This window comes from Pseudomonas fluorescens (assembly GCF_902497995.1).
GTDB lineage: Bacteria > Pseudomonadota > Gammaproteobacteria > Pseudomonadales > Pseudomonadaceae > Aquipseudomonas > Aquipseudomonas fluorescens_BK.
In genome coordinates, this window is the sequence record NZ_CABVII010000015.1 from 116,415 (window position 1) to 142,907 (window position 26,493).

The window sequence follows — 26,493 nt, forward strand, 5'->3', positions numbered from 1 at the left end:
ATTGGGCAGGGGATTGGAGTGGTTATGGGTGATCGGCACGACTATGTGGCCCTCGAGTGGGTCAAGGGCGAGATTGCCGAAACGTTGAAGGTGGCTCATCAGGCGATCGTGACCTTGCTGGATGACCCGCAGGCGACGCACGCCCTGAGCGAATGCCTGACGTGCATCCATCAGGTCCACGGCAGCTTGCAGATGGTCGAGTTCTATGGCGCGGCGCTGTTCGCCGAAGAAATGGAACAGTTGACCACCGCCCTGCTGCACCAGCGCGTCAGCCTTCGCGATGAGGCAATCCATCTGTTGCTGCAGGCCCTCGGGCAACTGCCGATCTACCTCGACCGCGTGCAAGGCGCCCGTCGTGACCTGCCGTTGGTGATGTTGCCGCTGATCAACGATCTGCGCAGCGCCCGTGGCGACAGCCCGCTGTCCGAAACCAGCCTGTTCACTCCGCAACTGCCGGACCTGCTGCCACTGGATGAAGAGTCTCTGGCGCTGCTGGAACCGGCGGATTTACCTGATGTGCTACGCAAGCTGCGGCAGATGTTGCAGATGGCCCTGGCCGGATTACTGCGCGAGAAGGGTGAGGAGACTAATCTCGGATACCTGACCAAGGTGTTTTCGCGCCTGGAAGGGCTGTGCGGCACTGCACCCCTGAGCCCGTTGTGGCAAGTCGCCTCGGCGCTGGTCGAAGGCATGCGCGGCGGCGTGATCGCCAACAGCCCGGCCTTGCGTAGCCTGTTCAAGGAGGCCGATCAGGAGCTCAAACGCTTGCTCGAACAGGGCATGCCCGGCATCAATCAGCCGGCGCCGCCGGTATTACTCAAGCGTTTGCTGTTTTACATTGCCAAGGCCGAACACTCCACCGGGCAGATGCTGACCATGAAAGATCGCTACGGACTGGACGATGCGCTGCCTGACAGTGCGCTGGTGGATGAAGAACGGGTACGGCTGGCCGGCCCCGACCGCGACGCCATGCGCTCGGTGCTGGCGGCGCTGTGCGAAGAACTGGTGCGGGTCAAGGAGGGCCTGGACCTGTTCGTGCGCAGCGACCGACAGCACACCTCGGACCTCGACAGCTTGCTGGCGCCTCTGCGGCAAATCGCCGACACCCTGGCGGTGCTCGGTTTCGGCCAGCCACGCAAGGTCATCATCGATCAGTTGGCGGTGGTACTGAGCCTTGCCCAAGGCCAGCGTGAGCCCAATGACGCGATCCTCATGGACGTCGCCGGCGCCTTGCTCTATGTCGAAGCGACCCTGGCCGGCATGGTCGGCACCGTCGAACCGCAAAGCCAGGAAGAAAACCGTCTGCCGACCACCGACCTGACACAGATCCACCAGATCGTGATCAAGGAAGCACGCATTTGCCTGCAACAGGCCAAGGACATGATCGTCGACTACATCGACGCCGACTGGGATCGCCAGCACCTGCAGCCATTGCCGGCCTTGCTGACCCAGGTGCGCGGCGCGCTGGCGATGATTGCGTTGAGCCGCGCGGCGAGCCTGATCGAAACCTGCAACCGGTTTGTCCACGAGCATCTGTTGCTGGATCCGGGTCACCCCGGCTGGCAGGAACTCGACAGCCTGGCCGACGTTGTCACCAGCATCGAGTACTACCTGGAACGCCTTGGCGACGACCCCCAGGCGCCGGGCGAACATCTGCTCGACGTCGCGCAAAAGAGCCTGGCCTCCCTTGGATTTTTCCCCGGCGAGCAACAGGTGCCGGTGCTTGAAGAGGTGCCCGGCCCGACGCAAGCACAGGTCATGCGCGATCATCAGGCAGCGGACGATCCGGCCATCGTGCAAACCCTGGCCGATGTGCTGGCCAGTCCCGTATCTGCCGTCACCCCGCCCGCCTTGACCACCCCCGGCAGCCTGTTGCCGCCGGTGGGCGAAGAGCGGGTGGACGATGAGCTGCGGGAAGTCTGTGCCCATGCACTGGCCAAGGGCGATGAGCCGCTGGCGGATGAGCTCACGCAGGATGTTGCGGCCCTTGATCCGTTGTTGCTGGAGATTTTCCGCAACGAAGCCGAAACCCATTTGGGCAGTCTCAACCGCTTCCTCGATCGGGCCACCGAGCAGGTGCCGTTGCAGGCCAGCGATGAGTTGCAGCGGGCCTTGCACACCCTCAAGGGCAGCGCCTCCATGGCGGGCGTTTTGCCGATTGCCGAGCTGGCAGCGTCGCTGGATCAACTGACCAGGGAATACAAGGCACACCTGCTTGCGCTGGATCTGGATGAAGTCGAACTGTTGCTGGAGGCTGAAGGACTGTTCCGTCTCGGCCTGCGTCAACTCAAGCGCGACCCACTGGCCGGGATTCCCGGTGCCCGCTCGCTGATCGAGCGCACCCAGGCGTTACTGGCCGAGCGTCTGCACAGTCTATTGAGCGCGCCCGATACCAGGCTGCGCGTCAAGCGCGATCCACATTTGATCAACAACTTTCTCGCCCAGGGCATGGACATTCTGCTGGATGCCGAAAGCCTGTTGCGGCGTTGGCAGCAACATCCCGGCGAGCGCCAGGAACTCAGCGCACTGCTGGACGAATTGACCACCCTGGGCGAAGGCGCGCACCTGGCCGATCTGCATCCGGTGGATGAGCTCTGCGAAGCCTTGCTCGACCTCTATGGTGCGGTAGAGGAAAGCAGCCTGGCGGTCAGTGAGCGGTTTTTTCACGAGGCACAAAGTGCCCACGAAGCACTGATCAACATGCTCGACGAACTGGCCGCCGGCCAGGAAGTCAGCCCGCAACCGGAGCGGATCCAGGCCCTGCGTGGGTTGCTCGATGAGGGCCTCGATCCCTCGGCCATGGGCCTGATCCGTAGCGACGGCAGCCGAACCCTGAGCATTCGCGAGCTCGGCAGCGCTACGGCGGAACTGGCGCAGACCCCTGTAGGAGCTGGCTTGCCGGATCGCCGCACCGCAGCTCCTACAGGGGGCCACGTCGAGCTGGACGATGAAATCGTCGCGATCTTCCTCGAGGAAGCGCTGGATATCCTCGAAAGCGCCGGCCAGGCCCTGCAACGCTGGCTGGGCGACCCGGATAACGCCGCGCCGCTGATGTCCTTGCAGCGTGACCTGCACACCCTCAAGGGCGGCGCGCGGATGGCCGAAGTCGAGCCCGTCGGTGACCTGGCCCATGAGTTGGAAAGCCTTTACGAAGGCCTGGTCAATCGCCGTTTCAGTCACGGCGAAGCGTTGGCGCAGCTGCTGCAACACAGCCATGACCGACTCGCAGAGCTGCTTGAACAATTGCAAGATCAACAGCCATTGGGCGATCCGAGCGAACTGATCGAAGCCATACGCCAATTCCGTCGGGACAATGTCAGTACCCTTGAGTTGGTTGAGCCTGCGCCGGCCAGCGACTCGGCCGCCCATGATCCCGAGTTGCAGGACATCTTCCTCGAGGAAGGTTTCGACATCATTGAAAACTCTGGCGCGGCATTGGTGCGCTGGCAGGCCGAACCGACCAATCGCCAGGAAGTGGAAACCCTGTTGCGCGATCTGCACACCCTCAAGGGTGGCGCGCGGATGGTGGAGATCGTCCCGATCGGCGACCTGGCCCATGAGCTGGAATTTCTCTACGAAGGCCTGTCCGCTGGCGTGCTGCAACCCACCCCCGCGTTGTTCGCGCTGTTGCAAAGCAGCCATGACCGCTTGGCGCAAATGCTCGACGCAACCCGCGCCGGGGACCCTTTGCCAGAGGCCGATCAACTGATCGACGCAATCAGGAATTTCAGTCACCCAGTGGTATCTGTGGCGCCGGTTGTAACACTCGCAACGCAAAAAACCGAGCCACCCACGCTGCTACCTGATGCCGGCGCCGACATGGTCAAGGTCTCGGCTGAACTGCTCGACGACCTGGTCAACCTGGCCGGCGAAACCTCGATCTTGCGTGGTCGGATCGAGCAACAGGTCAACGATGCGCGCGTGGCCCTGAGCGAGATGGAAACCACCATCGAACGCATGCGCGACCAGTTGCGCCGCCTCGATACCGAAACCCAGGGGCGGATTCTCAGCCGTCAGCAGGTCGACGGCGAACGCCTGGGCTACGAAGAGTTCGATCCGCTGGAAATGGACCGTCATTCGCAGTTGCAGCAACTGTCGCGGGCGCTGTTCGAATCCGCCTCCGACCTGCTCGACCTCAAGGAAACCCTCGACCGGCGCAACCAGGACGCGGACAACTTGCTGCAACAGCAGGGGCGCATCAACACCGAACTGCAGGAAGGCCTGATGCGCACGCGCATGGTGCCGTTCGAGCGCATGCTGCCGCGCTTGAAACGCATCGTCCGTCAGGTCTCCAGCGAGCTGGGCAAAGACGTGGAATTCATCGTCGGCAACGCTGAAGGCGAGATGGACCGCAACGTGCTCGAACGCATGGCGCCGCCGCTGGAGCACATGCTGCGCAATGCCGTGGACCATGGGCTGGAGTCCGCCGAGGTGCGTATCGCGGCCGGTAAACCGGCTCAGGGGCGGATCACCCTCGACCTGTCGCGAGAGGGCGGCGACATCATTTTCGACATCCGCGACGATGGTGCCGGCGTGCCGCTGGGCGCGGTCCGGCGCAAGGCGATCAAGCGTGGACTGCTGTCGCCGGACAGCGACATCAGCGACCGCGACGTGCTGCAATTCATCCTGCAACCGGGGTTCTCCACCGCCGAGAAAATTACCCAGATTTCCGGGCGGGGCGTCGGCATGGACGTGGTTCACGAAGAGGTCCGGCAACTCGGCGGCACGATGAGCATCGACTCTGTGCCTGGGCAGGGCGTGCACTTCCGGATTCGCCTGCCGTTCACCGTATCGGTCAACCGCGCGCTGATGGTGCAGTGCGGAGAGGATCAATACGCGATCCCGCTCAATACCATCGACGGTATCGTGCGCGTGTTGCCCAACGAACTCGAAGGGCATTACCGGCTCGATCCGCCGACCTACAAATACGCCGGGCAGCACTATGAATTGTGCTATCTGGGTGAATTGCTCAAGGCCAGCACTCGCCCGAAACTGCTGGGCCAGAGCCTGCCGCTGCCGGTCTTGCTGGTGCAATGCAACGAGCGACATATTGCCGTGCAGGTCGATGCCATGGCCGGCACTCGCGAGATCGTGGTGAAAAGCCTCGGCCCGCAGTTCGCCGCGGTACAGGGTTTGTCCGGGGCGACGATCCTGGGTGATGGCCGGGTGGTGCTGATTGTCGATCTGCTGGCACCGATCCGAGCCATGCAGGCACCTGTGCCGCAACGGCCATTGGCCCAAGACGCGGAACCCGAGCCGCACAAACCTTTGCTGGTGCTGGTGGTCGACGATTCGGTCACCGTGCGCAAGGTCACCAGCCGTTTGCTCGAACGCCACGGCATGAACGTGCTAACCGCCAAGGACGGTGTCGACGCCATGTCGCTGCTCGAAGAACACCTGCCGGACCTGATGCTGCTGGATATCGAAATGCCGCGCATGGACGGCTTCGAAGTGGCGACCCGGGTGCGCGCGGACGAACGCTTGCAGCACCTGCCGATCATCATGATCACCTCGCGCACCGGCCAGAAACACCGCGACCGCGCCATGGCCATCGGTGTCAACGACTACCTCGGCAAGCCTTACCAGGAATCGGTGCTGCTCGAAAGCATCGCCCTGTGGAGCAAGACCCATGCTTGAGCATCGCACCAGCAACCTCACCGGACTGCTGTTGCGCCTGGCCGACCGTAACCTGATTTTGCCCAACGTTGCTGTGGCGGAGCTGATCGACTATCAGTCGGGCACGTTCGATCTCGATACGCCGCCCTGGTATCTCGGGCGGGTAGCGTGGCGTAACCGGCAGATTCCATTGCTCAGTTTCGAGTCGGCGTGTGGCAACACAATCGTTATCGGTGAGCGGGCGCGGATTGTCATCCTCAATGCCCTTGGCGGGCGGCCTGAGCTGAAGTTCATTGCGCTGCTGGTGCAGGGGATCCCGCGCTCCTGCAAGCTCGACAGTCAATTGAGCTATGTGGATGTGCCGTTGTGTTCGCTGGAGCAGGCGGCGGTGCAGGTGGGGGAGCAGGTGGCGAAGGTGCCGGATTTGTTGGCGCTGGAGGCGTTGTTGGTTGATTCCGGGCTAGTCTGAAGGGCCTCTTCGCGGGCAAGCCTCGCTCCTACAGATTCAGCGTCGTTCCGATTGCAATCGACATATACCCTGTAGGAGCGAGGCTTGCCCGCGAAGGCGGTCTTCAATTCACCGAAGACCTAACTGCTAAACCTTGGCTTGAACAAGCGCCTCATGATGATCCATGACCCGCTCCACCAACAACTGCACCCCATCCGCCATCCGCCATGCGGCTGAGCGCCAAGGCCACCGAGCGGCGAGAGCCTTCCACATCGTCCGCCAGATCGGCCGCAATGGCACTGATGGACAGCAGGTCTTCGGAGGCGTTGGCCAGAAGGGCTTCGGTGTCGATATCGGGGGAGACGGTGAAGAGCTGGAATTTTCGGTGCTTGGCCGGTTTTTCGTGAGAGGGCGGGAAGTAATGAGAGAAGGCGCGGTCGGCGGCTTTCTTGAGCTTCTCGGCTTCGAAGGCAGCTTGGGAATCGGGATCGGTTTCCGGGGGATTGGGAGTTACTTTGAACATACTGAACCTCCATTAGATGAGTCTCAGCTGCTCCATTCGGTTCCAAACGAATTAGGGGTGGCAGCTGTACGCAGGTTGGAACCCGAGGTAAATGGAGAAAACCCGGTAGACCCGAAGGTCTCCCGCGCACAGCCGCCATAACGGAATGCACACAATAAAGGTGCGCAAGCATACGTTATGAATGGCGCTTTTTCGCCTTTTACACCTCGGGGTTCCAAACCCGGTCACTGAATTTGCAGCGACCCCCAAACGATAAAGACCAGCGCAAAACGGCACCAGTCAGCGGGTTCCGGCATTGCTGTAGGCAGTAACGCCAGGCTGTGTAGCCTCTCTCCGTACCTGCGGATAAATGTTTAAACACAAAACCCAATCGGTTGGCGAAGGTTGAAGATTCCCAAAAAGGGACCTATCGTTCCCTTTTTGGGACTCTTTGGTTGTCATTGTGAAAAACCTTTCCCTCAGCGAAGCCTTGTTCACGACCACTCAGCAAAAAGTGCTGGGCTTGTTGTTCGGCAAACCCGACCAAAGTTTTTACGCCAACGAGATTGCTCGCTGGGCTCAAGTGGGCAAAGGCAGCCTCATGCGTGAGTTGGACCGATTGCAGCGGGCAGGCGTGTTGACCCTGATACGTCAGGGTAACCAGACCCACTATCAAGCCAATCCCGACTGCCCGATCTATGCCGAATTGTTGGGCATCGCCCGCAAGACTTTTGGCATTGCCGAGCCCCTGCGCCAAGCGCTGCAACCCTTTGCCGAACAGATCACCTGGGCATTTGTGTACGGTTCCATCGCCAAGGATCAGGCAAACGCATCCAGTGACATTGATCTCATGCTGATCGGCGACGGCCTGCACTACAGTGAAGTGATGGAGCGGCTCATGCCCCTGGAGGAGCAACTGGGCCGCGTCCTCAACCCGACGCTCTACACCCCCGATGACTGGTCTGCAAAACTGGCGGCTGAAAACAGTTTTGTCGTGCGGGTAGCGCAGCAGGACAAGATCGATCTGATGGGGGACAACCCTTTGGAGTCCAAGGATGGGCAGCAACGAGAATCTCGAAAACCTGTTACGTAGTGGTGGACTGAAAGCCGAGCCGCCGGATCGCAAGGAATGCGAAGGTTTGATGCGTTCGGCTGTGGATCGATTGAAAGACGCGCAGACGTCTTCGCTGTCTTTCGCAAGTCGTTTCGACCTGGCTTACAACGCTGCCCACGCCCTTGCACTGACGGCTCTTCGCTTGTGTGGCTACCGGTCAGACAAGCGATATCTGGTGTTCCAGTGTCTCGTTCATACGGCTGATATTGGCAAAGTACAGGTTCGGCTGTTCGCGCTGTGCCATGAGCGACGAAACCTGGCGGAGTACGAAGGGTATATGGATGAAGATCCGGCGTTGTTGGCGCAGCTATTGGAAAGCACCGCGCAGCTTCAGATTCGCGTGCAGCAGCAGATGACCGGACTGTAATGCTCCGTCATTGGAAACTGCGGGGATTGTTCTGGCCCCTTCGCGAGCAAGCCCGCTCCCACAGGGGTACGCATTCCAATGTGGGAGCGGGCTTGCTCGCGAAGGCGTCGGCACGGGCAACGAATTCCTCCCGCCAACCATTACCCTGACCGTAACGATCCACCACTCTGCTTGATTGATGCCCCCACCCAACACTCCTAAGGTGACTCCCACGACAGCGAACCCGTGGAGTGGTCATGACAACAACAATATCCCCCGACTCGCGATGGACGCGGCGGCGCAGCGAAAAGCAGCGGCGTCTCGAGCTGGTACGGGGTCTCGCCGACGGTGTGGTGTTGCCCACCGACAAAATCGTTGCCGCGCTGGAGGCCTTGATCCTGCCCGGCGACCGCGTGGTGCTGGAGGGCAACAACCAGAAGCAGGCAGATTTCCTGTCGCGCTCCCTGGCCAAGGCTGACCCGGCCAAGCTGCACGACCTGCACATGATCATGCCCAGCGTCGGTCGCTCCGAGCACCTGGACCTGTTCGAACGCGGCATCGCCCGCAAGCTCGACTTCTCCTTCGCCGGCACCCAGAGTTTGCGCATCAGCCAGTTGCTCGAAGACGGCCTGCTGGAAATCGGTGCGATCCACACTTACATCGAGCTTTATGCGCGGCTGGTGGTGGACCTGATTCCCAACGTCGTGCTCTCGGCCGGTTTCATGGCCGACCGCGCCGGCAATATTTACACCGGCCCGAGCACCGAAGACACCCCGGCATTGATCGAACCCGCCGCCTTCAGCGACGGCATCGTCATCGTCCAGGTCAATCAACTGGTGGACGACGTCAGCGAACTGCCTCGCGTCGATATCCCGGCATCCTGGGTGGACTTCGTGGTGGTGGCGGACAAGCCCTTCTACATCGAACCGCTGTTCACCCGCGACCCTCGGCACATCAAGCCCGTTCACGTGCTGATGGCGATGATGGCGATCCGCGGGATCTACGAAAAGCACAACGTCCAGTCCCTCAACCACGGCATCGGTTTCAACACCGCCGCCATCGAACTGATCCTGCCGACCTACGGCGAATCCCTCGGCCTGAAGGGCAAGATCTGCCGCAACTGGACTCTCAATCCTCACCCGACCCTGATCCCGGCCATCGAAAGCGGTTGGGTCGAAAGCGTGCATTGTTTCGGCACCGAACTGGGCATGGAAAACTACATCGCCGCCCGACCGGACGTGTTCTTCACCGGACGCGATGGCTCCCTGCGCTCCAACCGCATGTTCTGCCAACTGGCGGGGCAATATGCGGTAGACCTGTTCATCGGCGCGACCCTGCAAGTCGACGGCGACGGCCATTCCTCCACCGTGACCCGCGGCCGCCTGGCCGGTTTCGGCGGTGCGCCGAACATGGGCCACGACCCACGCGGTCGCCGCCACGGTACACCAGCCTGGCTCGACATGCGCCACGACGATGCGCCCGAAGCGCTGCTCGAACGCGGCAAAAAACTGGTGGTGCAAATGGTCGAGACCTTCCAGGAGGGCGGCAAACCGACCTTCGTCGAAACCCTCGACGCGGTGGAGGTGGCGAAGAAAAGCGGCATGCCGCTGGCGCCGATCATGATCTACGGCGACGACGTCACCCACCTGCTGACTGAAGAAGGCATTGCCTATCTGTACAAGGCGCGCTCGCTGGAAGAGCGCCAGGCCATGATCGCCGCGGTCGCCGGGGTGACCGTCATCGGCTTGCGCCACAATCCGAAAGACACCGCGCGCATGCGCCGCGAAGGCTTGATCGCCTTGCCCGAAGACCTCGGCATCCGCCGCACCGACGCCACCCGCGAATTGCTCGCCGCCAAAAGCGTGGCTGATCTGGTGGAGTGGTCCGGTGGCCTGTACAACCCGCCCGCCAAATTCAGGAGCTGGTAATGCACGCATTCAACCTGCAACCCAAACCTCTATCACTGGCCGAACGGCTGGCGGACCTGGCGGTGGACGCGCTGATCGACGAAGCCGACCTGTCGCCGAAACCGGCGCTGGTCGACCGTCGTGGCAACGGCGCTCATACCGATCTGCGCCTCGGGCTGATGCACGCCTCGGCGCTGTCGCTGTGGCCGGCGTTCAAGGAAATGGCGCAAGTGGCTATCGAGTCTGGCGAAGTCGGATTGCCGCTGCGCGAGGCCATCGGGCGGATTGGTCGCGAAGGTGAACAAGAGATGCTCGCCACCACCAACGGCGTGAATACCCATCGGGGCGCCATCTGGGCTTTGGGTTTGTTAGTCACGGCCGCAGCGCTTGAACCTGAATCCAGTGCCGCAAGCAGCGTCACCTTGCGCGCCGCACGCCTGGCGTTACTCGATGACCGCTACGCGCCGCGCCCTTTCAGCCACGGCGCTCAAGTCGCCCAGCGTTATGGCGCCCGCGGCGCTCGTGAAGAAGCACAACTGGGGTTCCCGGCAGTGACGCAACGGGCGCTGCCACAGCTCAAACGCAGCCGCGCCGCCGGCCATGGCGAGCAGAACGCCCGACTCGATGCCTTGGTGGCGATCATGACCAGCCTGGCCGACACCTGCGTGCTGTACCGCGCGGGCGAGCAAGGGCTGCAAGCCATGCAACTCGGCGCTCAAGCCGTGCTCGACGCAGGCGGCAGTGCCAGCCTCGCCGGACGCCGCCGCCTGCATGAGCTGGACCAACACCTCATCGCGTTGAATGCCTCGCCCGGCGGTGCTGCCGACTTGCTTGCAGCCTGCTTGCTCATCGACCGCATCGAATCTGGCGATGGCCTCATCCAGGGAGCTTTTTGATGGAAACCTTATCTTTTGAATTCCCCGCCGGGCAGCCGCCCCGGAGCCGGACGCTGGTGGGCTGTGTCGGTTCGGGCGACCTGGAAGTGCTGATCGAACCGGGTCAGGCCGGCACGCTGACGATCAAGGTGCAGACCTCGGTCAATGGCGCGGAACAACGCTGGCAGCATCTGTTCGCGCGGATGTTCGACGGCCAGACACCGCCGGCGATGGCGATCGATATCCACGATTTCGGCGCGACGCCGGGCGTAGTGCGCTTGCGTCTGGAGCAAGGCTTTGAGGAGATCGGCCATGACTGACAGCGCCGCGTTGTTGCACAAGCATAGCTTCGTCGAACTCGGTGCCCGGCAACGGGCGAAAGCCTTGCTCGACGCTGGCACCTTCCGCGAATTACTCGACCCGTTTCAGCGCGTCATGTCGCCGTGGCTGTCGCGCCAGGGCGTGGTGCCGCAAGCCGATGACGGTGTGGTGATCGCCAAGGGCAGCATCGGCGGTTTGCCGGTGGTGATCGCTGCCATCGAAGGTGCATTTCAGGGCGGCAGCCTCGGTGAGGTCGGCGGGGCGAAGATTGCCGGCGCGCTGGAACTGGCCGCCGAAGACAACCGCAACGGCATTCCCACTCGCGCCGTGTTGCTGCTGGAAACCGGTGGCGTGCGTTTGCAGGAGGCCAATCTTGGGCTGGCGGCAATCGCCGATATTCATGCGGCGATTGTCGATCTGCGCCAGTACCAGCCTGTGGTTGGCGTGGTGGCGGGCAGCGTTGGATGTTTTGGCGGAATGTCGATTGCCGCCGGGTTGTGCAGTTATTTGCTGGTGACTCAGGAAGCGCGGCTTGGCCTGAACGGTCCGCAAGTGATCGAACAGGAAGCCGGGCTTGAGGAATATGACTCTCGCGACCGTCCCTTCATCTGGAGTCTGACCGGTGGCGAGCAACGTTTCGCCAGTGGTCTGGTGGACCGTTATGTCGCTGACGATGTGGCGCAGGTTCAGCAGCAGGTCAGTGAATTGCTGCAACAGGGTTTGCCTGCGCAACAACGCAGCCGTCAGGCCGAACTGTTCCTGCAACGGCTGGCCCGTCTGGACGCCGAGCCGCAAATCGAGCCGGCGACGGTTCGCGATCTGTATCAAGGAGAGCGCTCATGAGTTCGTATTCCCTGAGAGGTTTGAACTGGTTCAACGCCTTGAGTGCGGGCGCGAAACCGGTTGATGGTTTGCCCGCTTCATTGAAGGTTGCCGACGGTGTATTGGGTGACCGGCCCGTTCGCTTTATCGCGGTGGTGGCTGATCCCGACAACCGCTTCGTCCGCGCCCGCAATGGCGAGGTCGGTTTACTGGAAGGTTGGGGCCTGGCCAAGGCGGTGGATGAAGTCATCGCAGCCGATCTGGATCAACCGCACAAACGCGCGTTGATCGCCATCGTCGATGTGCCCAGTCAGGCTTACGGTCGACGCGAAGAAGCGCTGGGTATTCATCAGGCATTGGCCGGTGCGGCAGACAGTTATGCCCGTGCGCGCCTGGCCGGCCATGCCGTGATCGGTTTGCTGGTGGGAAAGGCCATGTCCGGGGCGTTTCTCGCTCATGGGTATCAGGCCAATCGGCTGATCGCCCTGCGCGATCCGGGCGTGATGGTGCATGCGATGGGCAAGGCGTCGGCGGCGCGGGTGACTTTGCGCAGTGTCGAAGAACTCGAAGCCCTGGCCGCCAGTGTGCCGCCAATGGCCTATGACATCGACAGCTATGCCAGCCTGGGTTTGCTTTGGGAAACCTTGTCGGTGGAACAGATCGAGCAACCGACGGCGGCGGATCTGACGCGGGTAACTGAATGCCTGACCCAGGCGATTGGCGATGTCGCCACCAGTGGCCGAGACCTGAGCAGCCGCTTGGGCGCGAGCAATCGCGCGGCGTCGAGTCAGGTTCGCCAACTGTTGAGAGAACAGTGGTGAACACGCTACTGGCCCACGACCTGCTCTGGGGGCTGACCCCGGAGCAGTTGCCTGCGGATGCACCTTCGTGGGTGATCGAGTCGCTCGGTGCGGGGCAACCGGTGGTGGTTCGGCGTGCGTTGAGCGCGGCGGATCAAGTCGCGGTCGGCGTGCGTGGACGCTTGCGTGAGCAGCGTTATGCAACGGTAATGTCGGTCGATGCGATTCAGCGTCGGGTACAGCCGGAAGCGCTTTGCCATGTCTCGAATGATCGGGATTTGCCGGCAGTGCGCGCCCTCAATCAACTGCGGTCGATGCTCGATTCCTGTGAGTGGGTGTGGGGTGTCAGCGGCAGTGCCGGGTTTGAATTGGCCAGCGGGTTTACCGCCTTGCACGAGCACAGCGACCTCGATCTTATCCTGCGTACACCGCAATCGTTGGAGCGCACTCAGGCGCAGGCACTGGTGAAGCTTCTCGATGCCGCGGTGTGCCGGGTGGACATGCAACTGCAAACGCCAAACGGCGCTGTCGCCCTGCGCGAATGGGCCGGTCCCTCGCAACGGGTCCTGCTGAAAAACGCCAGTGAAGCCTGCCTGGTCACCAATCCCTGGAACCCGCAGGAGCAAGCAGCGTGAGCAGCTTGCTGGTGTTCCCCGGCCAGGGCGCGCAGCAGCCGGGCATGCTGCATCGTTTGCCTGTGGAAACAGTGATCGAAGCAAGTGAAGTCCTCGGGGAAGACGCTTTTCTTCTGGATTCTGCCGAAGCGCTGAAGTCGACAAGAGCGGTTCAGCTCTGCCTGCTGATCGCTGGCGTCGCGGCTTCACGCCAGTTGTTAATGACGGCGGATTACGTGGCGGGATTGTCCATCGGTGCTTACCCGGCGGCAGTGGTTGCCGGTGCCTTGAGCTTCAGCGATGCGCTGCATCTGGTGAGCCTGCGCGGTGAGTTGATGCAACAGGCTTATCCGCAGGGCTATGGCATGACCGCGATCATCGGTCTGGACCTGGCCACGGTGGAAGAGTTGCTTGTGCAGGTTCACAGCGACGCAACACCGGTTTACCTGGCCAATAACAACGCCGATAACCAGGTGGTGATTGCCGGCAGCGATGGCGCGATGAGAGCGGTGGCCGAGTTGGCGAAAGGTCGCGGTGCGGGCCTGGCCAAACGTCTGGCTGTCAGCGTGCCGTCCCATTGCCCACTGCTGGAAGCACCTGCGAAAACCCTGGCCGAAGCCTTCGCCAAGGTGCAGTTGAAAACACCGACCCTGGGCTACCTGAGCGGCAGTCGCGCCCGGCCCGTCATCGACACTGAAGCCTTGCGCGACGACCTGGCTTTCAACATGTGCCGCGTGGTGGATTGGCGCGGCACAGTGCAAAGCGCCTACGAGCGCGGCGTACGGCTACAGATCGAACTGCCGCCCGGTGCGGTGCTGACCGGGCTGGCGCGCCGGGTGTTCGAGCAGGGCACGGTGATTGCCTTCGACGGTGCACGGCTCGATACCTTGCAGGCGCTGTTGCGTGAGGAGGGAAGCCAACCCTAGATCACCGTCTCAGGCCTTCGAACAACAAAAACAACATTCGACGATGCACTTTGAGGACTACAACAATGATTATTTACGGTGTGGCGCTGTTGGCGATCTGTACGCTGGCAGGGGTGATCATGGGTGACATGCTTGGCGTGTTGCTGGGTGTGAAGTCCAACGTCGGCGGCGTCGGGATCGCGATGATCCTGCTGATCTGCGCGCGGTTGTGGATGCACAAGCGCGGCGGCATGACCAAAGATTGCGAGCTGGGCGTCGGTTTCTGGGGCGCCATGTACATTCCGGTGGTGGTCGCGATGGCGGCGCAACAGAACGTCGTCACCGCGCTGCACGGCGGCCCGGTGGCGGTACTCGCGGCGATCGGTTCGGTGGTGATCTGCGGTTGCACCATTGCGTTGATCAGCCGGACTCATAAAGGCGAACCCTTGCCCGATGAACCGGCAGAAATAACGCCGGTTGGCGCACCCGTTGGAGGCCGCTGATATGTGGGATCTCATCGAAAAAGGTCTGGAACATAACGGTCTGGTGACAGCGTTCGCCTTTGTTGGCGTGATCATGTGGGTGTCGGTGATATTGTCCAAACGTCTGACGTTCGGACGCATCCATGGTTCGGCGATTGCCATCGTGATCGGCCTGGTGCTGGCCTGGGTCGGCGGCACCATGACGGGCGGGCAAAAAGGTCTGGCGGATTTGACCCTGTTTTCCGGTATCGGTTTGATGGGCGGTGCCATGCTGCGTGACTTTGCAATCGTCGCCACGGCCTTTGAAGTGCAGGCCACCGAAGCGAAAAAAGCCGGGTTGATCGGCGTCATCGCCCTGCTGCTCGGCACGATTCTGCCGTTCATTGTCGGGGCGAGCATTGCCTGGGCGTTCGGCTATCGCGATGCGGTCAGCATGACCACCATCGGCGCGGGTGCAGTCACCTACATCGTCGGGCCGGTGACGGGCGCGGCGATTGGGGCCAGCTCCGATGTGATGGCGCTGTCCATTGCGACCGGGTTGATCAAGGCGATTCTGGTGATGGTCGGCACACCGATGGCGGCGCGCTGGATGGGGCTGGATAACCCGCGCTCGGCGATGGTGTTCGGTGGCTTGGCGGGTACCGTCAGTGGCGTGACGGCCGGGCTGGCGGCGACGGATCGGCGGTTGGTGCCCTATGGCGCGTTGACCGCGACCTTTCATACCGGGCTTGGGTGCTTGCTCGGGCCTTCGTTGCTGTACTTCATTGTTCGCGGGATTGTCGGTTAAGCCGGTAGATCATCTTTGACTGTACCGACGCCTTCGCGGGCAAGCCCGCTCCCACATTGGAATGCATTCCCCTGTGGGAGCGGGCTTGCTCGCGAAGGGAGCGACGCGGTCTCAAGCCTGCCGATTGGCATACATCCGACACTCCGCCAGCAACGCCAGCAAATTCGGATCCCTCTCCTTGGCCTTCAGAAACACCACCCCGATGTGCTGCTGCAACCGATACTTTGCCTGCAACGGAATCAACTTCACCCGGTTCTCATACACCGCCGCAATCCGCCCCGGCAGCAACGCATAACCCACCCCCGAACTGACCATGCTCAGCAAGGTGAAGATGTCGTTGACCTGCATCGCCACCTTGGGTTCGAACCCCGCCTGCTGGAAGACCCGTTTCCCATCCTGATGCGTGGCGAAGCCTTGGGTCAGGGTAATGAACGTCTCGTCGCGCACTTCGGCCAGATCCACTTCGGTCCGTTGGGCGAACTTCGAATCCGCCGGGGTGGCGAGGAAGATATCGTCGGAAAACAGCGGGATCTGCTCGCAGTCCGGATCGTTGATGCTCTCGTCCAGCGACACCAGGATCGCGTCGACCTCCATGTTCTTGAGTTTGTACAACAGGTCGAAGTTCGAGCCGAGAATCAGGTCGATGTTGAGCTCGCTGCGACGGATCTTCAGGCCCATGATCAGCTGCGGCACCGTTTTCACCGTCAGCGAATACAGCGAGCCGAGCTTGAAGCGCTCGGCGGAGAACCCGGCGGCTTCGCGGGTCAGGCGCACGGTTTCGACCACGTCCTGAATCAGCTTCTGCGCCCGTTCTTCCAACACATAAGCGCTTTCCAGCGGTGTGAGATTGCGGCCTTCGTGCTTGAACAGCGGGCAGCGCAGGGCGCTTTCCAGGGAATGGATCGCCCGGTGCACGCTGACGTTGCTGGTCTGCAATTCGGCGGCAGCCCGGGCCAGGTTGCCGGTGCGCATGAAGGCCAGGAATACCTCGAGTTTTTTCAGGGTCAACTCTTCATCGATCAGCATGGGCGTGGCTCTTGTTCGAATGGCTCGATTGTGCCCAATTACCAGGGGGTACGCAGGCCTTTTGTAGGAGCTGGCTTGTCGGGTCGCCGCATCGCAGCGAAGGCGTCCTGAAGAACACCGCAAGTCTTGAGGGCCTATCGCCAGCAAGCCGGCTCCTACAGGGGGGATTGCGTTCTGAAACATCGCGCTTTTAGTCTCAAGGCTTGAGCCTTGCGCTATGTTGCAATGAATTTCGAGGTGAGCAACACATGTATCACGGGGAAAGATTGAACGCCTGGACGCATCTGGTCGGGGCGGTGGCAGCGGTTGTCGGGGTGGTGTGGATGCTGGTGATCGCCGGTATGGACGGCAACCCGTGGAAGATCGTCAGCGTGGCGATCTATGGATTCACCTTGCTCGTGCTCTACAGCGCGTCGACCGTTTACCACAGCGTGCGCGGGCGCAAGAAAGAGATCATGCAGAAGGTCGATCACTATTCGATCTATCTGCTGATTGCTGGCAGCTACACGCCTTTTTGTCTGGTGACATTGCGCGGGCCGTGGGGCTGGACGCTGTTCGGGATTGTCTGGGGGCTGGCGCTGATCGGCATCCTGCAAGAAATCAAACCGCGTTCGGAAGCGCGGATTCTGTCGATCGTCATCTATGCGGTGATGGGCTGGATCGTACTGGTGGCGGTCAAACCGTTACTGGCGGCGCTGGGCAGTACGGGTTTCGCCTGGCTGGCATCTGGCGGCGTGCTGTACACCGTGGGCATTGTTTTTTTTGCGCTGGACAGTCGTTTGCGCCATGCCCACGGGATCTGGCACCTGTTCGTGATCGCCGGGAGTTTGCTGCACTTTGTGGCGATCCTGTTTTATGTCTTGTAGATCGCACTGCAACTCAAAACCTGTAGGAGCGAGCGGTGCGGCGATCCGACTTGCCCGCGAACAAGGCCCCGCGGTATATCAGGTACACCGCGTCATCGTTCTTCGCGGGCAAGTCGGATCGCCGCACCGCTCGCTCCTACAGGGGATCGCGAGCAGGTTCGCTCCCTCAGGGACACAGGTGATCCAGTTGCGCCTGCGCCCGTCGGCTGAATACCTGCAACAAGTCGCTCAGGGTATGGGGCGGCGGTTCGTCGGCGCGGGTGACCGCGTACAGGGTGATAGGCAGTGCTGGCGCCAGAGGTCGAATCGCCGTGGCGACGGGGGACGCGCCGAGCGCGGTAAACGGATCGATCACCGCCAGTCCTGCACCGGATTCAACCATCGCCCGCGCCAGCGAATAGGTCTGCACGGCGATGCGAACCCGTGGCGGCGGATCGACCGCCTCAAGGTAGCTGTCGAGCCTGACCGCCAGCGGGTCGGCGCTGGACAGGCCGATCAGCGGCGCACCGGCCAGTTCGCTCAACGGCAACGGTTGGCCCAAGGCGTCGTCGGCCCAATAACCCAACGGCGCCAGCGCCACCAAAACCCCGCAGGCCAACACCTGCGCCTTCAACCCCGGATGATCCGGCGGCTGCAAAGTCAGCGCGACATCCACTTCGCGCATCAACAAATTCTGCATCAGCTCACGACTGTGTGCGCTGGACAGCTCGCACACAATGTCCGGGTAGCGTTGCGTCCACTCATTGATGGCCGGCGGCAGCAGCGACAGGGCCAGGGCCGGGATCGCGCCGATCCGTACGCTGCGACCCGGCTCGCGCCGCAGGCTCTGGGCCAGACGTCGCACGCCTTGCAGGCTTTCGGTGACCTTGTCGACCTCGCGCTCGAGCTCCAGCGCTTCGGGCGTAGCCTGCAATTTACCGCGCACCCGCAGGAACAACGCAAAGCCCAGTTGCTGCTCGGCGTGTTGCAGCACTTTGCTCACCGCCGGTTGCGATACGTGCAGCAACTGCGCGGCGCCACTGACCGAACCGGTCTGGCGAATGGCCTGGAAAATCTCGATGTGTCGCAGTCGCATGGCAAGTCCATAACCTTTGTTTATGGGGCAGACATCTTTAGACATTGTTCAACGGTTGTCACCTGGTCCTATCCTGAGGCCTGTTTCAACAACGGTTAAGGACAGACATGGCTCAGCGGGTTTGCATCATCGGTGGTGGCGTCATCGGGCTGACGACGGCTTACGCACTGGTTCGTGACGGCATCGACGTGACGCTGATCGAGGGCCGGGATTCGCTGGGCAGCGAGACCAGTTTCGCCAACGGCGGCCAGTTGTCCTACCGTTACGTCGCGCCACTGGCCGATGCCGGCGTACCGCTTCAGGCGATTGGCTGGATGCTGCGCGGTGACTCGCCGTTGAAGCTGCGCCCGCGCCTGGACCCGGCGCAATGGCGCTGGATGGCATCTTTCCTGGCGGCCTGCCGTCGTTCGGTGAATCAGCGCAACGGTGCGCACCTGCTGCGCCTGGCGCTGCTGAGCCAGTCCACGCTGCAAGGCTGGCGCGACGAAGACCACCTCGACGGCTTCGACTGGCGACGCAACGGCAAACTGGTGACGTTTCGTGAAACCGCGAGTTTTGAGCATGCTCGCCATGGTCTGGCCGATCCGCGACAACAGCACGTGTTGTCGCGGGCCGAATGTGCGCAGCTGGAGCCTGCACTCGCCGAGGCTCCGTTTGTGGGTGCGATTTATACCCCCGACGAAGAAGTCGCCGATTGCCATGCTTTCTGCCAGCAACTGCTGGCTCGACTCCAGGCGTCGGGGCGTTGCGAGTTTTTACTCGGGCGCAAGGTCACCGGCATTCGTCACGCGGACGGCGCGGTGCAGGCCGTAGAAATGGGTTCGCAGGTGCTGCCGGTCGAGCAGCTGGTGATTGCCGCCGGTCATCGCAGTCCGGCGCTGGCGCTGCCGGGCATGAACCTGCCGCTGTATCCGCTCAAGGGCTACAGCCTGACCTTGCCCATCCGCGCCGAACATCGCGCGCCGGAGCTGAGCATTACCGATTACAACCGCAAGATCGTTTACGCCCGCATCGGTGAGCAACTGCGCGTGGCGGCGATGGTCGACATTGTCGGTTTCGACCCGGCGCTCGACCCCAAACGCCTGGCGCTGATCAAACGCCAGGCGCAGGAAACCTTGCCCAATGCCGGCGATTACACCGCCGCCATCGAATGGGCCGGCATGCGCCCGGCCACCCCCAGCGGCGTGCCGTTGATCGGGGCCACGGCGTACCGCAACCTGTGGCTCAACCTCGGTCATGGCGCCTTGGGTTTTACCCTGGCCTGTGGCAGCGCCCGGTTGCTCAGCGAGTTGATCGCCCGGCGCCCACCTTCAATCGAAATGCAGGGCCTCGCCCCCCGCGTCGCCTGACTTGAAAAGGAAAAACCGATGAGCATCGACCGTATCAACAGCAACAGCCGCCTCTCTGGCGCGGTGACCTTTGGTGATCTGGTGTTTCTCTCGGGACAGGTTCCGGGTGACAGCCCCGACGTCACCGGCCAAACCGCCGAGGTGCTGGCGAAGATCGATGCGTTGTTGGCCGAAGCTGGCAGCGACAAGGATCATCTGCTCAACGCGACCATTTACCTGAACGACATTGGCCGCGATTTCGCCGCCATGAACGAGGTCTGGTCGCAGTGGCTGTCACCGGGCAACGCGCCGACCCGCACTACTTTGCAGGCGCAACTGGCCCGTCCAGAGGTTTTGGTGGAAATCACCGTGATCGCCGCCCGCCGCTAATCGCCTTACCCACAACGGAGAATAACAATGCAAAAAATCACGTTGATCGGCTGCACCCTCGGCCTGCTGCTCGCCAGTCAGGTCCAGGCCAACGAAGCGCCACTGACCGGCACACTGAACAAGGTCGCCAATGCCAAGAGCATCACGCTGGGCTATCGCGACGCGTCGGTGCCGTTCTCCTACGTGGGTGATCACACGGGGCAGCCGATGGGCTATTCGGTGGACCTGGCGAGCAAGATTGTCGAGCGCATCAAGCAAAAGCTTGAGCTGCCGGATCTGCAGGTGAAGTACAACCTGGTGACCTCGCAAACGCGCATTCCGCTGGTGCAGAACGGCACAGTCGACCTTGAGTGCGGCTCCACCGGCGTGACCGCCGAGCGCATGCAGCAAGTGGCGTTTTCCTACGGGTTCATCTACGTGAAGGGTCAGTTGCTCACGGCGAAGGACAGCGGCATCAAGCGCTTCGCCGACCTGCGCGGCAAGAACGTCGTAACCACCGCCGGCACCACCAACGAGCGGTTTCTGAAGAGCTACAACATCGATCACAAGATCGATATGTTCGTGATCAGTGCCAAAGACCACGGCGAAGCCTTCCAGATGTTGCAGTCGGGTCGGGCAGCGGCGTTCTATATGGATGACGCGCTGCTTTACGGTGAGCGTGCCAAGGCCCGGGATCCGCATAACTGGGTTGTGGTGGGCGAGGAGCAGTCGCGGGAAATCTACAGCTGCATGGTGCGCAAGGGTGATCCGCAGTTTCTTGAGTTGGTGAACTCGACACTCGCCGATCTGTACAGTTCGGGCGAGATCAATGGCATCTACAACCGCTGGTTCCAGCAGCCGATTCCGCCCAAAGGCCTGAACCTGGAATTCCCAATGACCAGCGAACTCAAGGCGATCATTGCCAAGCCGGTGAGTGATCCGGTGCAATAGTTTCTGAACGATCAGATTCTGTTTTGTGTCTTGTAGATCGCGTCGCCGGCCTTCGCGAGCAAGCCCGCTCCCACACTTGATCTGTGTCGTTCAGAGATCAAATGTGGGAGCGGGCTTGCTCGCGAAGAGGCCCTAGAAGTCGCCCCACAGTTGTTGTGCCACCGCCAGTGCCACGACGGGCGCGGTTTCGGTGCGCAACACGCGAGGGCCGAGGCGGGCTGCGTGAAAACCGCCAGCCTTGGCCTGCTCGACTTCAGCGTCGGACAACCCGCCTTCCGGCCCGATCAGAAACGCCAACGTCTCAGGTTTGGCATGGCTCACCATCGGTTCAGCCACCGGGTGCAGCACCAGCTTCAGCTCGGCCTCGGTCTGTTTCAACCAATCAGCCAACAGCAGCGGCGGATGAATCACCGGCACCCGTGAACGCCCGCATTGCTCGCAAGCGCTGATCGCAACCTGGCGCCAGTGCATCAGGCGTTTGTCGGCGCGCTCGTCCTTCAGCCGGACTTCGCAGCGGTCGCTGAAGATCGGAGTGATTTCAGTCACGCCCAGTTCGGTGGCTTTCTGGATCGCCCAGTCCATCCGCTCGCCACGGGACAGACCCTGCCCGAGATGGATCTGCAGCGGTGACTCGACTTGCCCGGTGAAGCTTTCATCGATCTGCACCACGACGCGCTTCTTGCCGACGTCTACCAGGGTGGCGCGAAACTCGTGGCCCGAGCCATCGAACAGTTGCAACGCATCGCCCTCGGCCATGCGCAGCACGCGGCTGATGTAATGGGCCTGGGCTTCGGGCAGTTCGTGCTCGCCAGTGCTCAGGGGGGCGTCGATAAAGAAGCGGGACAGTCTCATGCTGGTTCTCTGGAAAGTGTTAATCATCTGAATCGGTGTCGACTTCATTCGCGAGCAAGTCGAATCGTCGCACCGCCGCTCCCACATTGGAGTGCGATCAACTGTGGGAGCGGGCTTGCTCGCGAAGGCGGCGGCCCGGACACCACAGAATCCCAAATAACCTAGCCCGGATCACGGAAGCCCGGGTGGAAGTCTTTCGGCACCGAAACACTGATGTTGTCACGAGTCGCGATGTCGATGCCTTCGCTGGCCACTTCAGCCAGAAAGTCGATCTGGTCCGGAGTGATCACATACGGCGGCAGGAAATACACCACGCTGCCCAACGGTCGAAGTAAAGCACCTCGCTCCAGCGCGTGCTGGAACACCTTCAAACCACGTCGCTCCTGCCACGGATAGGCTTCCTTGGTGGCCTTGTCCTTGACCATCTCGATGGCCAGTACCATGCCGGTCTGACGCACTTCGGCAACGTTCGGGTGATCCACCAGATGGGCGGTGGAGGAGGCCATGCGTTGAGCGAGAGCCTTGTTGTTCTCGATGACGTTGTCTTCTTCGAAGATATCCAGCGTCGCCAGGGCTGCCGCGCAGGCCAGCGGATTACCCGTGTAGCTGTGCGAGTGCAGAAAGGCGCGCAGGGTCGGGTAGTCGTCGTAGAACGCGCTGTAGACATCTTCCGTCGTCACGCAAGCCGCCAGCGGCAGGTAACCGCCGGTCAGGGCCTTGGACAGGCAGAGGAAGTCCGGGCGAATGCCGGCCTGTTCGCAGGCGAACATCGTCCCGGTGCGACCGAAGCCGACGGCGATTTCGTCATGAATCAGGTGCACGCCATAGCGATCGCAGGCTTCGCGCAGCAATTTGAGGTACACCGGATGGTACATGCGCATGCCACCGGCGCCCTGGATCAGCGGCTCGACGATCACCGCAGCCACGGTGTCGTGGTTCTCGGCCAGGGTCTGTTCCATGGCGGCGAACATATTGCGCGAGTGCTCTTCCCAGCCCATGCCTTCCGGGCGCAGGTAGCAATCCGGGCTCGGCACCTTGATGGTGTCCAGCAGCAAGGCCTTGTAGGTTTCGGTGAACAGCGGCACATCGCCCACCGACATCGCCGCCATGGTTTCGCCGTGGTAGCTGTTGGTCAGGGTGACAAAGCGCTTCTTGGCAGGCGCGCCGCGGTTGAGCCAATAGTGAAAGCTCATTTTCAGCGCAACTTCGATGCAGGACGAACCGTTATCGGCATAGAAGCACCGCGTCAGGCCGTCCGGCGTCATCTTCACCAGACGCTCGGACAGCTCGATCACGGGCTGATGGCTGAAACCGGCGAGGATCACGTGTTCCAGCTGATCGACCTGATCCTTGATGCGCTGGTTGATCCGCGGGTTGGCGTGGCCAAACACATTGACCCACCAGGAGCTGACAGCGTCGAGGTAGCGTTTGCCCTCGAAGTCTTCCAGCCACACGCCTTCACCGCGCTTGATCGGGATCAGCGGCAGCTGTTCGTGGTCTTTCATCTGGGTGCAGGGATGCCACAACACCGCGAGATCGCGTTGCATCCACTGATTATTCAAGCCCATGTTCAGTCTCCTCGAGGCGGCTCGCGACATGCGCGGGCAAACAATCGGGCAAGCCTATGCAATGCGCGTCCTCGGGACAACCCATTGCGCCGTTTGAGCTACTTTGTATAGGACGATAGACGTCGCTGGCGGCGTTTTGATGGCTAACGTATTCTTCGCGGTTCTTGGGGTCGTCTGACTCGTAAAACCGCTATTTCCTCATGTATTTCCGGAGTTCGCTGAATGTCTGCTGGTTGGCTGCGCGCCTGTGCGCTGGTGATGTTGGGGCTGTTCAGCGTGTCCGCGCTGGCCAAGGATAAAACGGCGATCGTGATCGGCGGTGGCCTGTCGGGCCTCACGGCTGCTTATGAGCTGCAGAACAAGGGCTGGCAGGTCACTCTGCTGGAAGCCAAGCCGAGTCTGGGCGGCCGCTCCGGCATGGCCACCAGCGAATGGATCGGCAACGACAAGACTCAGCCGGTGTTGAACAAGTACGTCTCGACCTTCAAGCTGGGCATCACGCCGGCCCCCGAGTTCGTGCGCACGCCGGGTTACCTGATCGACGGCGTGTATTACACCGCGGCCGATCTGGCTACCAAGGAACCCGCCACCGCCGAAGCGCTCAAGCGCTACGAGAAGACCCTGGACGATCTGGCGCGTTCGATCGAAGATCCGCAGAACCCGGCAGCGAACAGTACGCTGCATGCCCTGGACCAGATCAACGTCTCCAACTGGCTCGACCGTTTGTCGTTGCCAGCCACTGCCCGTCAGCTGGTGAACCAGCAGATCCGTACCCGCTATGACGAACCTTCGCGCCTGTCGCTGCTGTACTTCGCCCAGCAGAGCCGGGTGTACCGTGGCGTCTCCGACCGTGACCTGCGCGCCTCGCGCCTGCTCGGTGGCAGCCCGGTATTGGCCCAGGCTTTCGTCAAGCAACTGAAGACCATCAAGACCAGCGCTCCGGTCTCGGCCATTATCCAGGACAAGGACGGCGTGACCGTCAAAGTCGGCAGCGTCGGTTATCAGGCTGACTACGTGGTCGTGGCCGTGCCGTTGCGCGCGCTGAACAAGATCCAGATGACCCCGGCGCTGGATGCCCAGCACATGGCCGCAATCAAAGGCACCAACTACGGCTGGCATGACCAGATCCTGCTCAAGTTCAAGACGCCGGTGTGGGAAAGCAAGGCGCGCATGTCCGGCGAAATCTACAGCAACACCGGTCTGGGCATGTTGTGGGTCGAGCCGGCGCTGAAGGGTGGTGCCAATGTGGTGATCAACCTGTCCGGCGACAACGCGCGGGTGATGCAGGCCTTCGGCGACAAACAGATGGCCGATCAGGTATTGATCCGCTTGCACGCTTTTTATCCACAGGCGCGCGGTTCGTTCACCGGTTATGAAATCCGCCGCTACAGCACCGACCCGTCGATGGGCGGCGCTTACCTGGCTTTCGGTCCGGGGCAGATCAGCAAGTACTGGCGCCTGTGGGAGCGTCCGGTTCAGCGTGTAGCGTTCGCTGGCGAACACACGGACACCTTGTACCCGGGCACTCTGGAAGGAGCCTTGCGCACGGGGCAGCGGGCGGCCAGTCAAGTGGAAGACCTGGCGGCTGGCAAGTCGTTTGAACCAGCGAAGGTTGTTCCGGCGGCGGCCGCTGTGGCGGCCGGCGCGGTGGCGGCGAAGAAGGGCAACTTCTTCAGCAACCTGTTTGGAGGCTCGGATGACAAGCCAGCACCGGTCAAGGCGCCTGAACCAGTAGCACCGGCCGCACCGGCGCCAGCTCCGACTCCTGCGCCAGCACCGGTTGAAGCGCCGAAGCCTGTGGTGCCTGTGAAAGCGGAGCCCGCCAAAAAAGCTCCGGCCAAGGCGCCGGTGAAGAAACCTGCAGCGAAAACCGAGGCTAAAAAGGCTCCGGCAAAAGATCCAGCCAAGAAAGCTGAAGCGGCGAAGAAGCCAGCGGCCAAGCCTGCTGCGACGACACCGGCAGTGACCATGACCAAGGCGCACTAAGCCTTTTGGGGTGAGCTGAAGCGCGGCTTTCATGCCGCGCTTTTTTATTGGCTGCACTATCGCTTTCGTCGGATCGCCGCCCGGAGCAAGCCCGCTCCCACAGGGATCGGCGTCGTACATTAAGTTTGAGAATGTCTGCGCCCACTGTGGGAGCGGGCTTGCCCGCGAAAGCGTCTGTTCAGTCACTATCAAAACTCCTGCTGGCCACTAACATCCCGCCACAAATGTTTCTTTAATCTTTCCTTAACTCCTCTATTTCAAACTCTTTATCGTATTTCTCGATATTTCAAAGCGAAATTTTCCGCTTTAAATCGATAGATAACTCGATAGTCTTGGTCGCAGTTCTCACAGGATTTGGGCAATGCAGCTACGTAATTCCTCTTCGCGCTACGGTTGGGTCAGCATCTTCATGCACTGGGCTGTGGCGCTGGTTGTCTTCGGTCTGTTTGCGTCGGGCTTGTGGATGGTCGGTCTCGACTACTACAGCAGCTGGCGCAAAGACGCGCCGGACCTGCACAAGAGCATTGGCCTGGTGCTGTTGGCCGCCATGGTCCTGAGGGTGCTCTGGCGCTTTATCAGCCCGCCGCCACCGGCGCTGAAAAGCTACAGCCGGATGACGCGCATCGGCGCCAGCTTTGGCCATGGGTTCCTCTACCTCAGTCTGTTTGCCGTGATGATTGCCGGTTACCTGATTTCCACCGCGGACGGTGTCGGGATTCCGGTGTTTGGCCTGTTTGAAGTGCCTGCGCTGGTGTCCGGACTACCGGACCAGGCAGATACCGCCGGTGTGATTCATTTCTACCTGGCGTGGGTGCTGGTAATTTTTTCCGCTCTCCATGCGTTGGCAGCATTGAAGCACCACTTTATCGATCGTGATGCGACCCTGACGCGAATGCTGGGGCGCAAAGCCTGATGTTCAATCTCGACTCCAAA

Annotated in this window: 23 protein-coding genes and 1 pseudogene; 19 read left to right on the forward strand and 5 right to left on the reverse strand. The window is 61.6% G+C overall.

Annotation, left to right across the window (positions count from 1 at the left end; all coding sequences use genetic code 11):
- The first annotated feature begins 24 nt into the window (after positions 1 to 24).
- Complete coding sequence (locus F8N80_RS18540) at positions 25 to 5,637, forward strand: Hpt domain-containing protein (RefSeq protein ID WP_150784414.1); 5,613 nt, start codon at positions 25 to 27, stop codon at positions 5,635 to 5,637.
- Positions 5,630 to 6,085: a chemotaxis protein CheW gene (locus tag F8N80_RS18545; RefSeq protein ID WP_150784415.1), complete on the forward strand. Its 456-nt coding sequence runs from the start codon at positions 5,630 to 5,632 to the stop codon at positions 6,083 to 6,085. The genes F8N80_RS18540 and F8N80_RS18545 overlap by 8 nt, the downstream gene beginning before the upstream one ends.
- A 126-nt stretch (positions 6,086 to 6,211) precedes the next feature.
- Here the strand turns inward: F8N80_RS18545 and F8N80_RS18550 are convergent.
- Positions 6,212 to 6,587: pseudogene (locus tag F8N80_RS18550) on the reverse strand (DUF6124 family protein).
- Between the two features lie 442 nt (positions 6,588 to 7,029).
- Here F8N80_RS18550 and F8N80_RS18555 point away from each other — a divergent pair.
- The 11 genes from F8N80_RS18555 to madM all read left to right on the forward strand — a co-directional run bounded on the left by F8N80_RS18555 (position 7,030) and on the right by madM (position 15,539).
- Positions 7,030 to 7,659, forward strand: coding sequence for a nucleotidyltransferase domain-containing protein (locus F8N80_RS18555; protein WP_150746675.1), 630 nt, complete (start codon positions 7,030 to 7,032; stop codon positions 7,657 to 7,659).
- Complete coding sequence (locus F8N80_RS18560) at positions 7,622 to 8,047, forward strand: hypothetical protein (protein WP_150746676.1); 426 nt, start codon at positions 7,622 to 7,624, stop codon at positions 8,045 to 8,047. The genes F8N80_RS18555 and F8N80_RS18560 overlap by 38 nt, the downstream gene beginning before the upstream one ends.
- Before the next feature lie 236 nt (positions 8,048 to 8,283).
- Positions 8,284 to 9,954 carry a malonate decarboxylase subunit alpha gene (gene mdcA, locus F8N80_RS18565; RefSeq protein WP_046053657.1) on the forward strand — a complete coding sequence of 557 codons (1,671 nt, stop codon included), beginning with the start codon at positions 8,284 to 8,286 and terminating at the stop codon, positions 9,952 to 9,954.
- Positions 9,954 to 10,829, forward strand: a complete 876-nt coding sequence (locus tag F8N80_RS18570; protein WP_150784416.1) for a triphosphoribosyl-dephospho-CoA synthase — start codon at positions 9,954 to 9,956, stop codon at positions 10,827 to 10,829. Before mdcA ends, F8N80_RS18570 begins: the two co-directional genes overlap by 1 nt.
- Positions 10,829 to 11,128, forward strand: a complete 300-nt coding sequence (locus tag F8N80_RS18575) for a malonate decarboxylase subunit delta (RefSeq protein ID WP_150784417.1) — start codon at positions 10,829 to 10,831, stop codon at positions 11,126 to 11,128. The genes F8N80_RS18570 and F8N80_RS18575 overlap by 1 nt, the downstream gene beginning before the upstream one ends.
- Entirely contained in the window at positions 11,121 to 11,972 is an 852-nt protein-coding gene (locus F8N80_RS18580; protein ID WP_150746680.1) for a biotin-independent malonate decarboxylase subunit beta, read from the forward strand. Before F8N80_RS18575 ends, F8N80_RS18580 begins: the two co-directional genes overlap by 8 nt.
- Positions 11,969 to 12,772 carry a biotin-independent malonate decarboxylase subunit gamma gene (gene mdcE / locus F8N80_RS18585; RefSeq protein ID WP_150746681.1) on the forward strand — a complete coding sequence of 268 codons (804 nt, stop codon included), beginning with the start codon at positions 11,969 to 11,971 and terminating at the stop codon, positions 12,770 to 12,772. The genes F8N80_RS18580 and mdcE overlap by 4 nt, the downstream gene beginning before the upstream one ends.
- A complete protein-coding gene (locus F8N80_RS18590) occupies positions 12,766 to 13,386 on the forward strand; it encodes a malonate decarboxylase holo-ACP synthase (protein WP_150784418.1) in 621 nt (206 codons plus the stop codon). Before mdcE ends, F8N80_RS18590 begins: the two co-directional genes overlap by 7 nt.
- Positions 13,383 to 14,291 carry a malonate decarboxylase subunit epsilon gene (gene mdcH / locus F8N80_RS18595; RefSeq protein WP_150784419.1) on the forward strand — a complete coding sequence of 303 codons (909 nt, stop codon included), beginning with the start codon at positions 13,383 to 13,385 and terminating at the stop codon, positions 14,289 to 14,291. Before F8N80_RS18590 ends, mdcH begins: the two co-directional genes overlap by 4 nt.
- Positions 14,292 to 14,356: 65 nt before the next feature.
- Positions 14,357 to 14,773, forward strand: a complete 417-nt coding sequence (gene madL, locus F8N80_RS18600) for a malonate transporter subunit MadL (RefSeq protein WP_150746684.1) — start codon at positions 14,357 to 14,359, stop codon at positions 14,771 to 14,773.
- A 1-nt stretch (position 14,774) separates the two neighbouring features.
- Entirely contained in the window at positions 14,775 to 15,539 is a 765-nt protein-coding gene (gene madM / locus F8N80_RS18605; protein ID WP_064680230.1) for a malonate transporter subunit MadM, read from the forward strand.
- 111 nt (positions 15,540 to 15,650) lie between these two features.
- Here the strand turns inward: madM and F8N80_RS18610 are convergent, their stop codons facing one another.
- Positions 15,651 to 16,565, reverse strand: a complete 915-nt coding sequence (locus tag F8N80_RS18610) for a LysR family transcriptional regulator (RefSeq protein ID WP_150746685.1) — start codon at positions 16,563 to 16,565, stop codon at positions 15,651 to 15,653.
- A gap of 248 nt (positions 16,566 to 16,813) precedes the next feature.
- Here F8N80_RS18610 and trhA point away from each other — a divergent pair, with 248 nt between their 5' ends.
- Positions 16,814 to 17,431: a PAQR family membrane homeostasis protein TrhA gene (trhA, locus tag F8N80_RS18615; protein WP_150746686.1), complete on the forward strand. Its 618-nt coding sequence runs from the start codon at positions 16,814 to 16,816 to the stop codon at positions 17,429 to 17,431.
- Positions 17,432 to 17,597: 166 nt separating this feature from the next.
- Here trhA and F8N80_RS18620 read toward each other — a convergent pair whose 3' ends face one another.
- A complete protein-coding gene (locus F8N80_RS18620; RefSeq protein ID WP_150784420.1) occupies positions 17,598 to 18,506 on the reverse strand; it encodes a LysR family transcriptional regulator in 909 nt (302 codons plus the stop codon).
- A 107-nt stretch (positions 18,507 to 18,613) separates the two neighbouring features.
- Between F8N80_RS18620 and F8N80_RS18625 the strand changes: the two genes are divergently transcribed.
- The 3 genes from F8N80_RS18625 to F8N80_RS18635 are packed head-to-tail and all read left to right on the forward strand — an operon-like array spanning position 18,614 to position 21,154.
- Positions 18,614 to 19,855, forward strand: coding sequence for a D-amino acid dehydrogenase (locus tag F8N80_RS18625; RefSeq protein WP_150784421.1), 1,242 nt, complete (start codon positions 18,614 to 18,616; stop codon positions 19,853 to 19,855).
- A gap of 18 nt (positions 19,856 to 19,873) precedes the next feature.
- Entirely contained in the window at positions 19,874 to 20,224 is a 351-nt protein-coding gene (locus F8N80_RS18630; protein WP_150784422.1) for a RidA family protein, read from the forward strand.
- Positions 20,225 to 20,251: 27 nt separating this feature from the next.
- The gene (locus F8N80_RS18635; RefSeq protein WP_150746690.1) at positions 20,252 to 21,154 is read left to right on the forward strand and encodes a transporter substrate-binding domain-containing protein; all 903 of its coding nucleotides are present in this window, start codon (positions 20,252 to 20,254) and stop codon (positions 21,152 to 21,154) included.
- Positions 21,155 to 21,286: 132 nt separating this feature from the next.
- Here F8N80_RS18635 and F8N80_RS18640 read toward each other — a convergent pair whose 3' ends face one another.
- A complete protein-coding gene (locus F8N80_RS18640; RefSeq protein ID WP_150746691.1) occupies positions 21,287 to 22,006 on the reverse strand; it encodes a 16S rRNA (uracil(1498)-N(3))-methyltransferase in 720 nt (239 codons plus the stop codon).
- A 161-nt stretch (positions 22,007 to 22,167) separates the two neighbouring features.
- The gene (locus F8N80_RS18645; protein WP_150746692.1) at positions 22,168 to 23,574 is read right to left on the reverse strand and encodes an adenosylmethionine--8-amino-7-oxononanoate transaminase; all 1,407 of its coding nucleotides are present in this window, start codon (positions 23,572 to 23,574) and stop codon (positions 22,168 to 22,170) included.
- A 222-nt stretch (positions 23,575 to 23,796) separates the two neighbouring features.
- Between F8N80_RS18645 and F8N80_RS18650 the strand changes: the two genes are divergently transcribed.
- Together F8N80_RS18650 and F8N80_RS18655 are read left to right on the forward strand one after the other, a co-directional pair.
- Positions 23,797 to 25,560 carry a flavin monoamine oxidase family protein gene (locus F8N80_RS18650; protein WP_150784423.1) on the forward strand — a complete coding sequence of 588 codons (1,764 nt, stop codon included), beginning with the start codon at positions 23,797 to 23,799 and terminating at the stop codon, positions 25,558 to 25,560.
- A 361-nt stretch (positions 25,561 to 25,921) separates the two neighbouring features.
- Entirely contained in the window at positions 25,922 to 26,473 is a 552-nt protein-coding gene (locus tag F8N80_RS18655; RefSeq protein ID WP_150746694.1) for a cytochrome b, read from the forward strand.
- Positions 26,474 to 26,493: the final 20 nt, after the last annotated feature.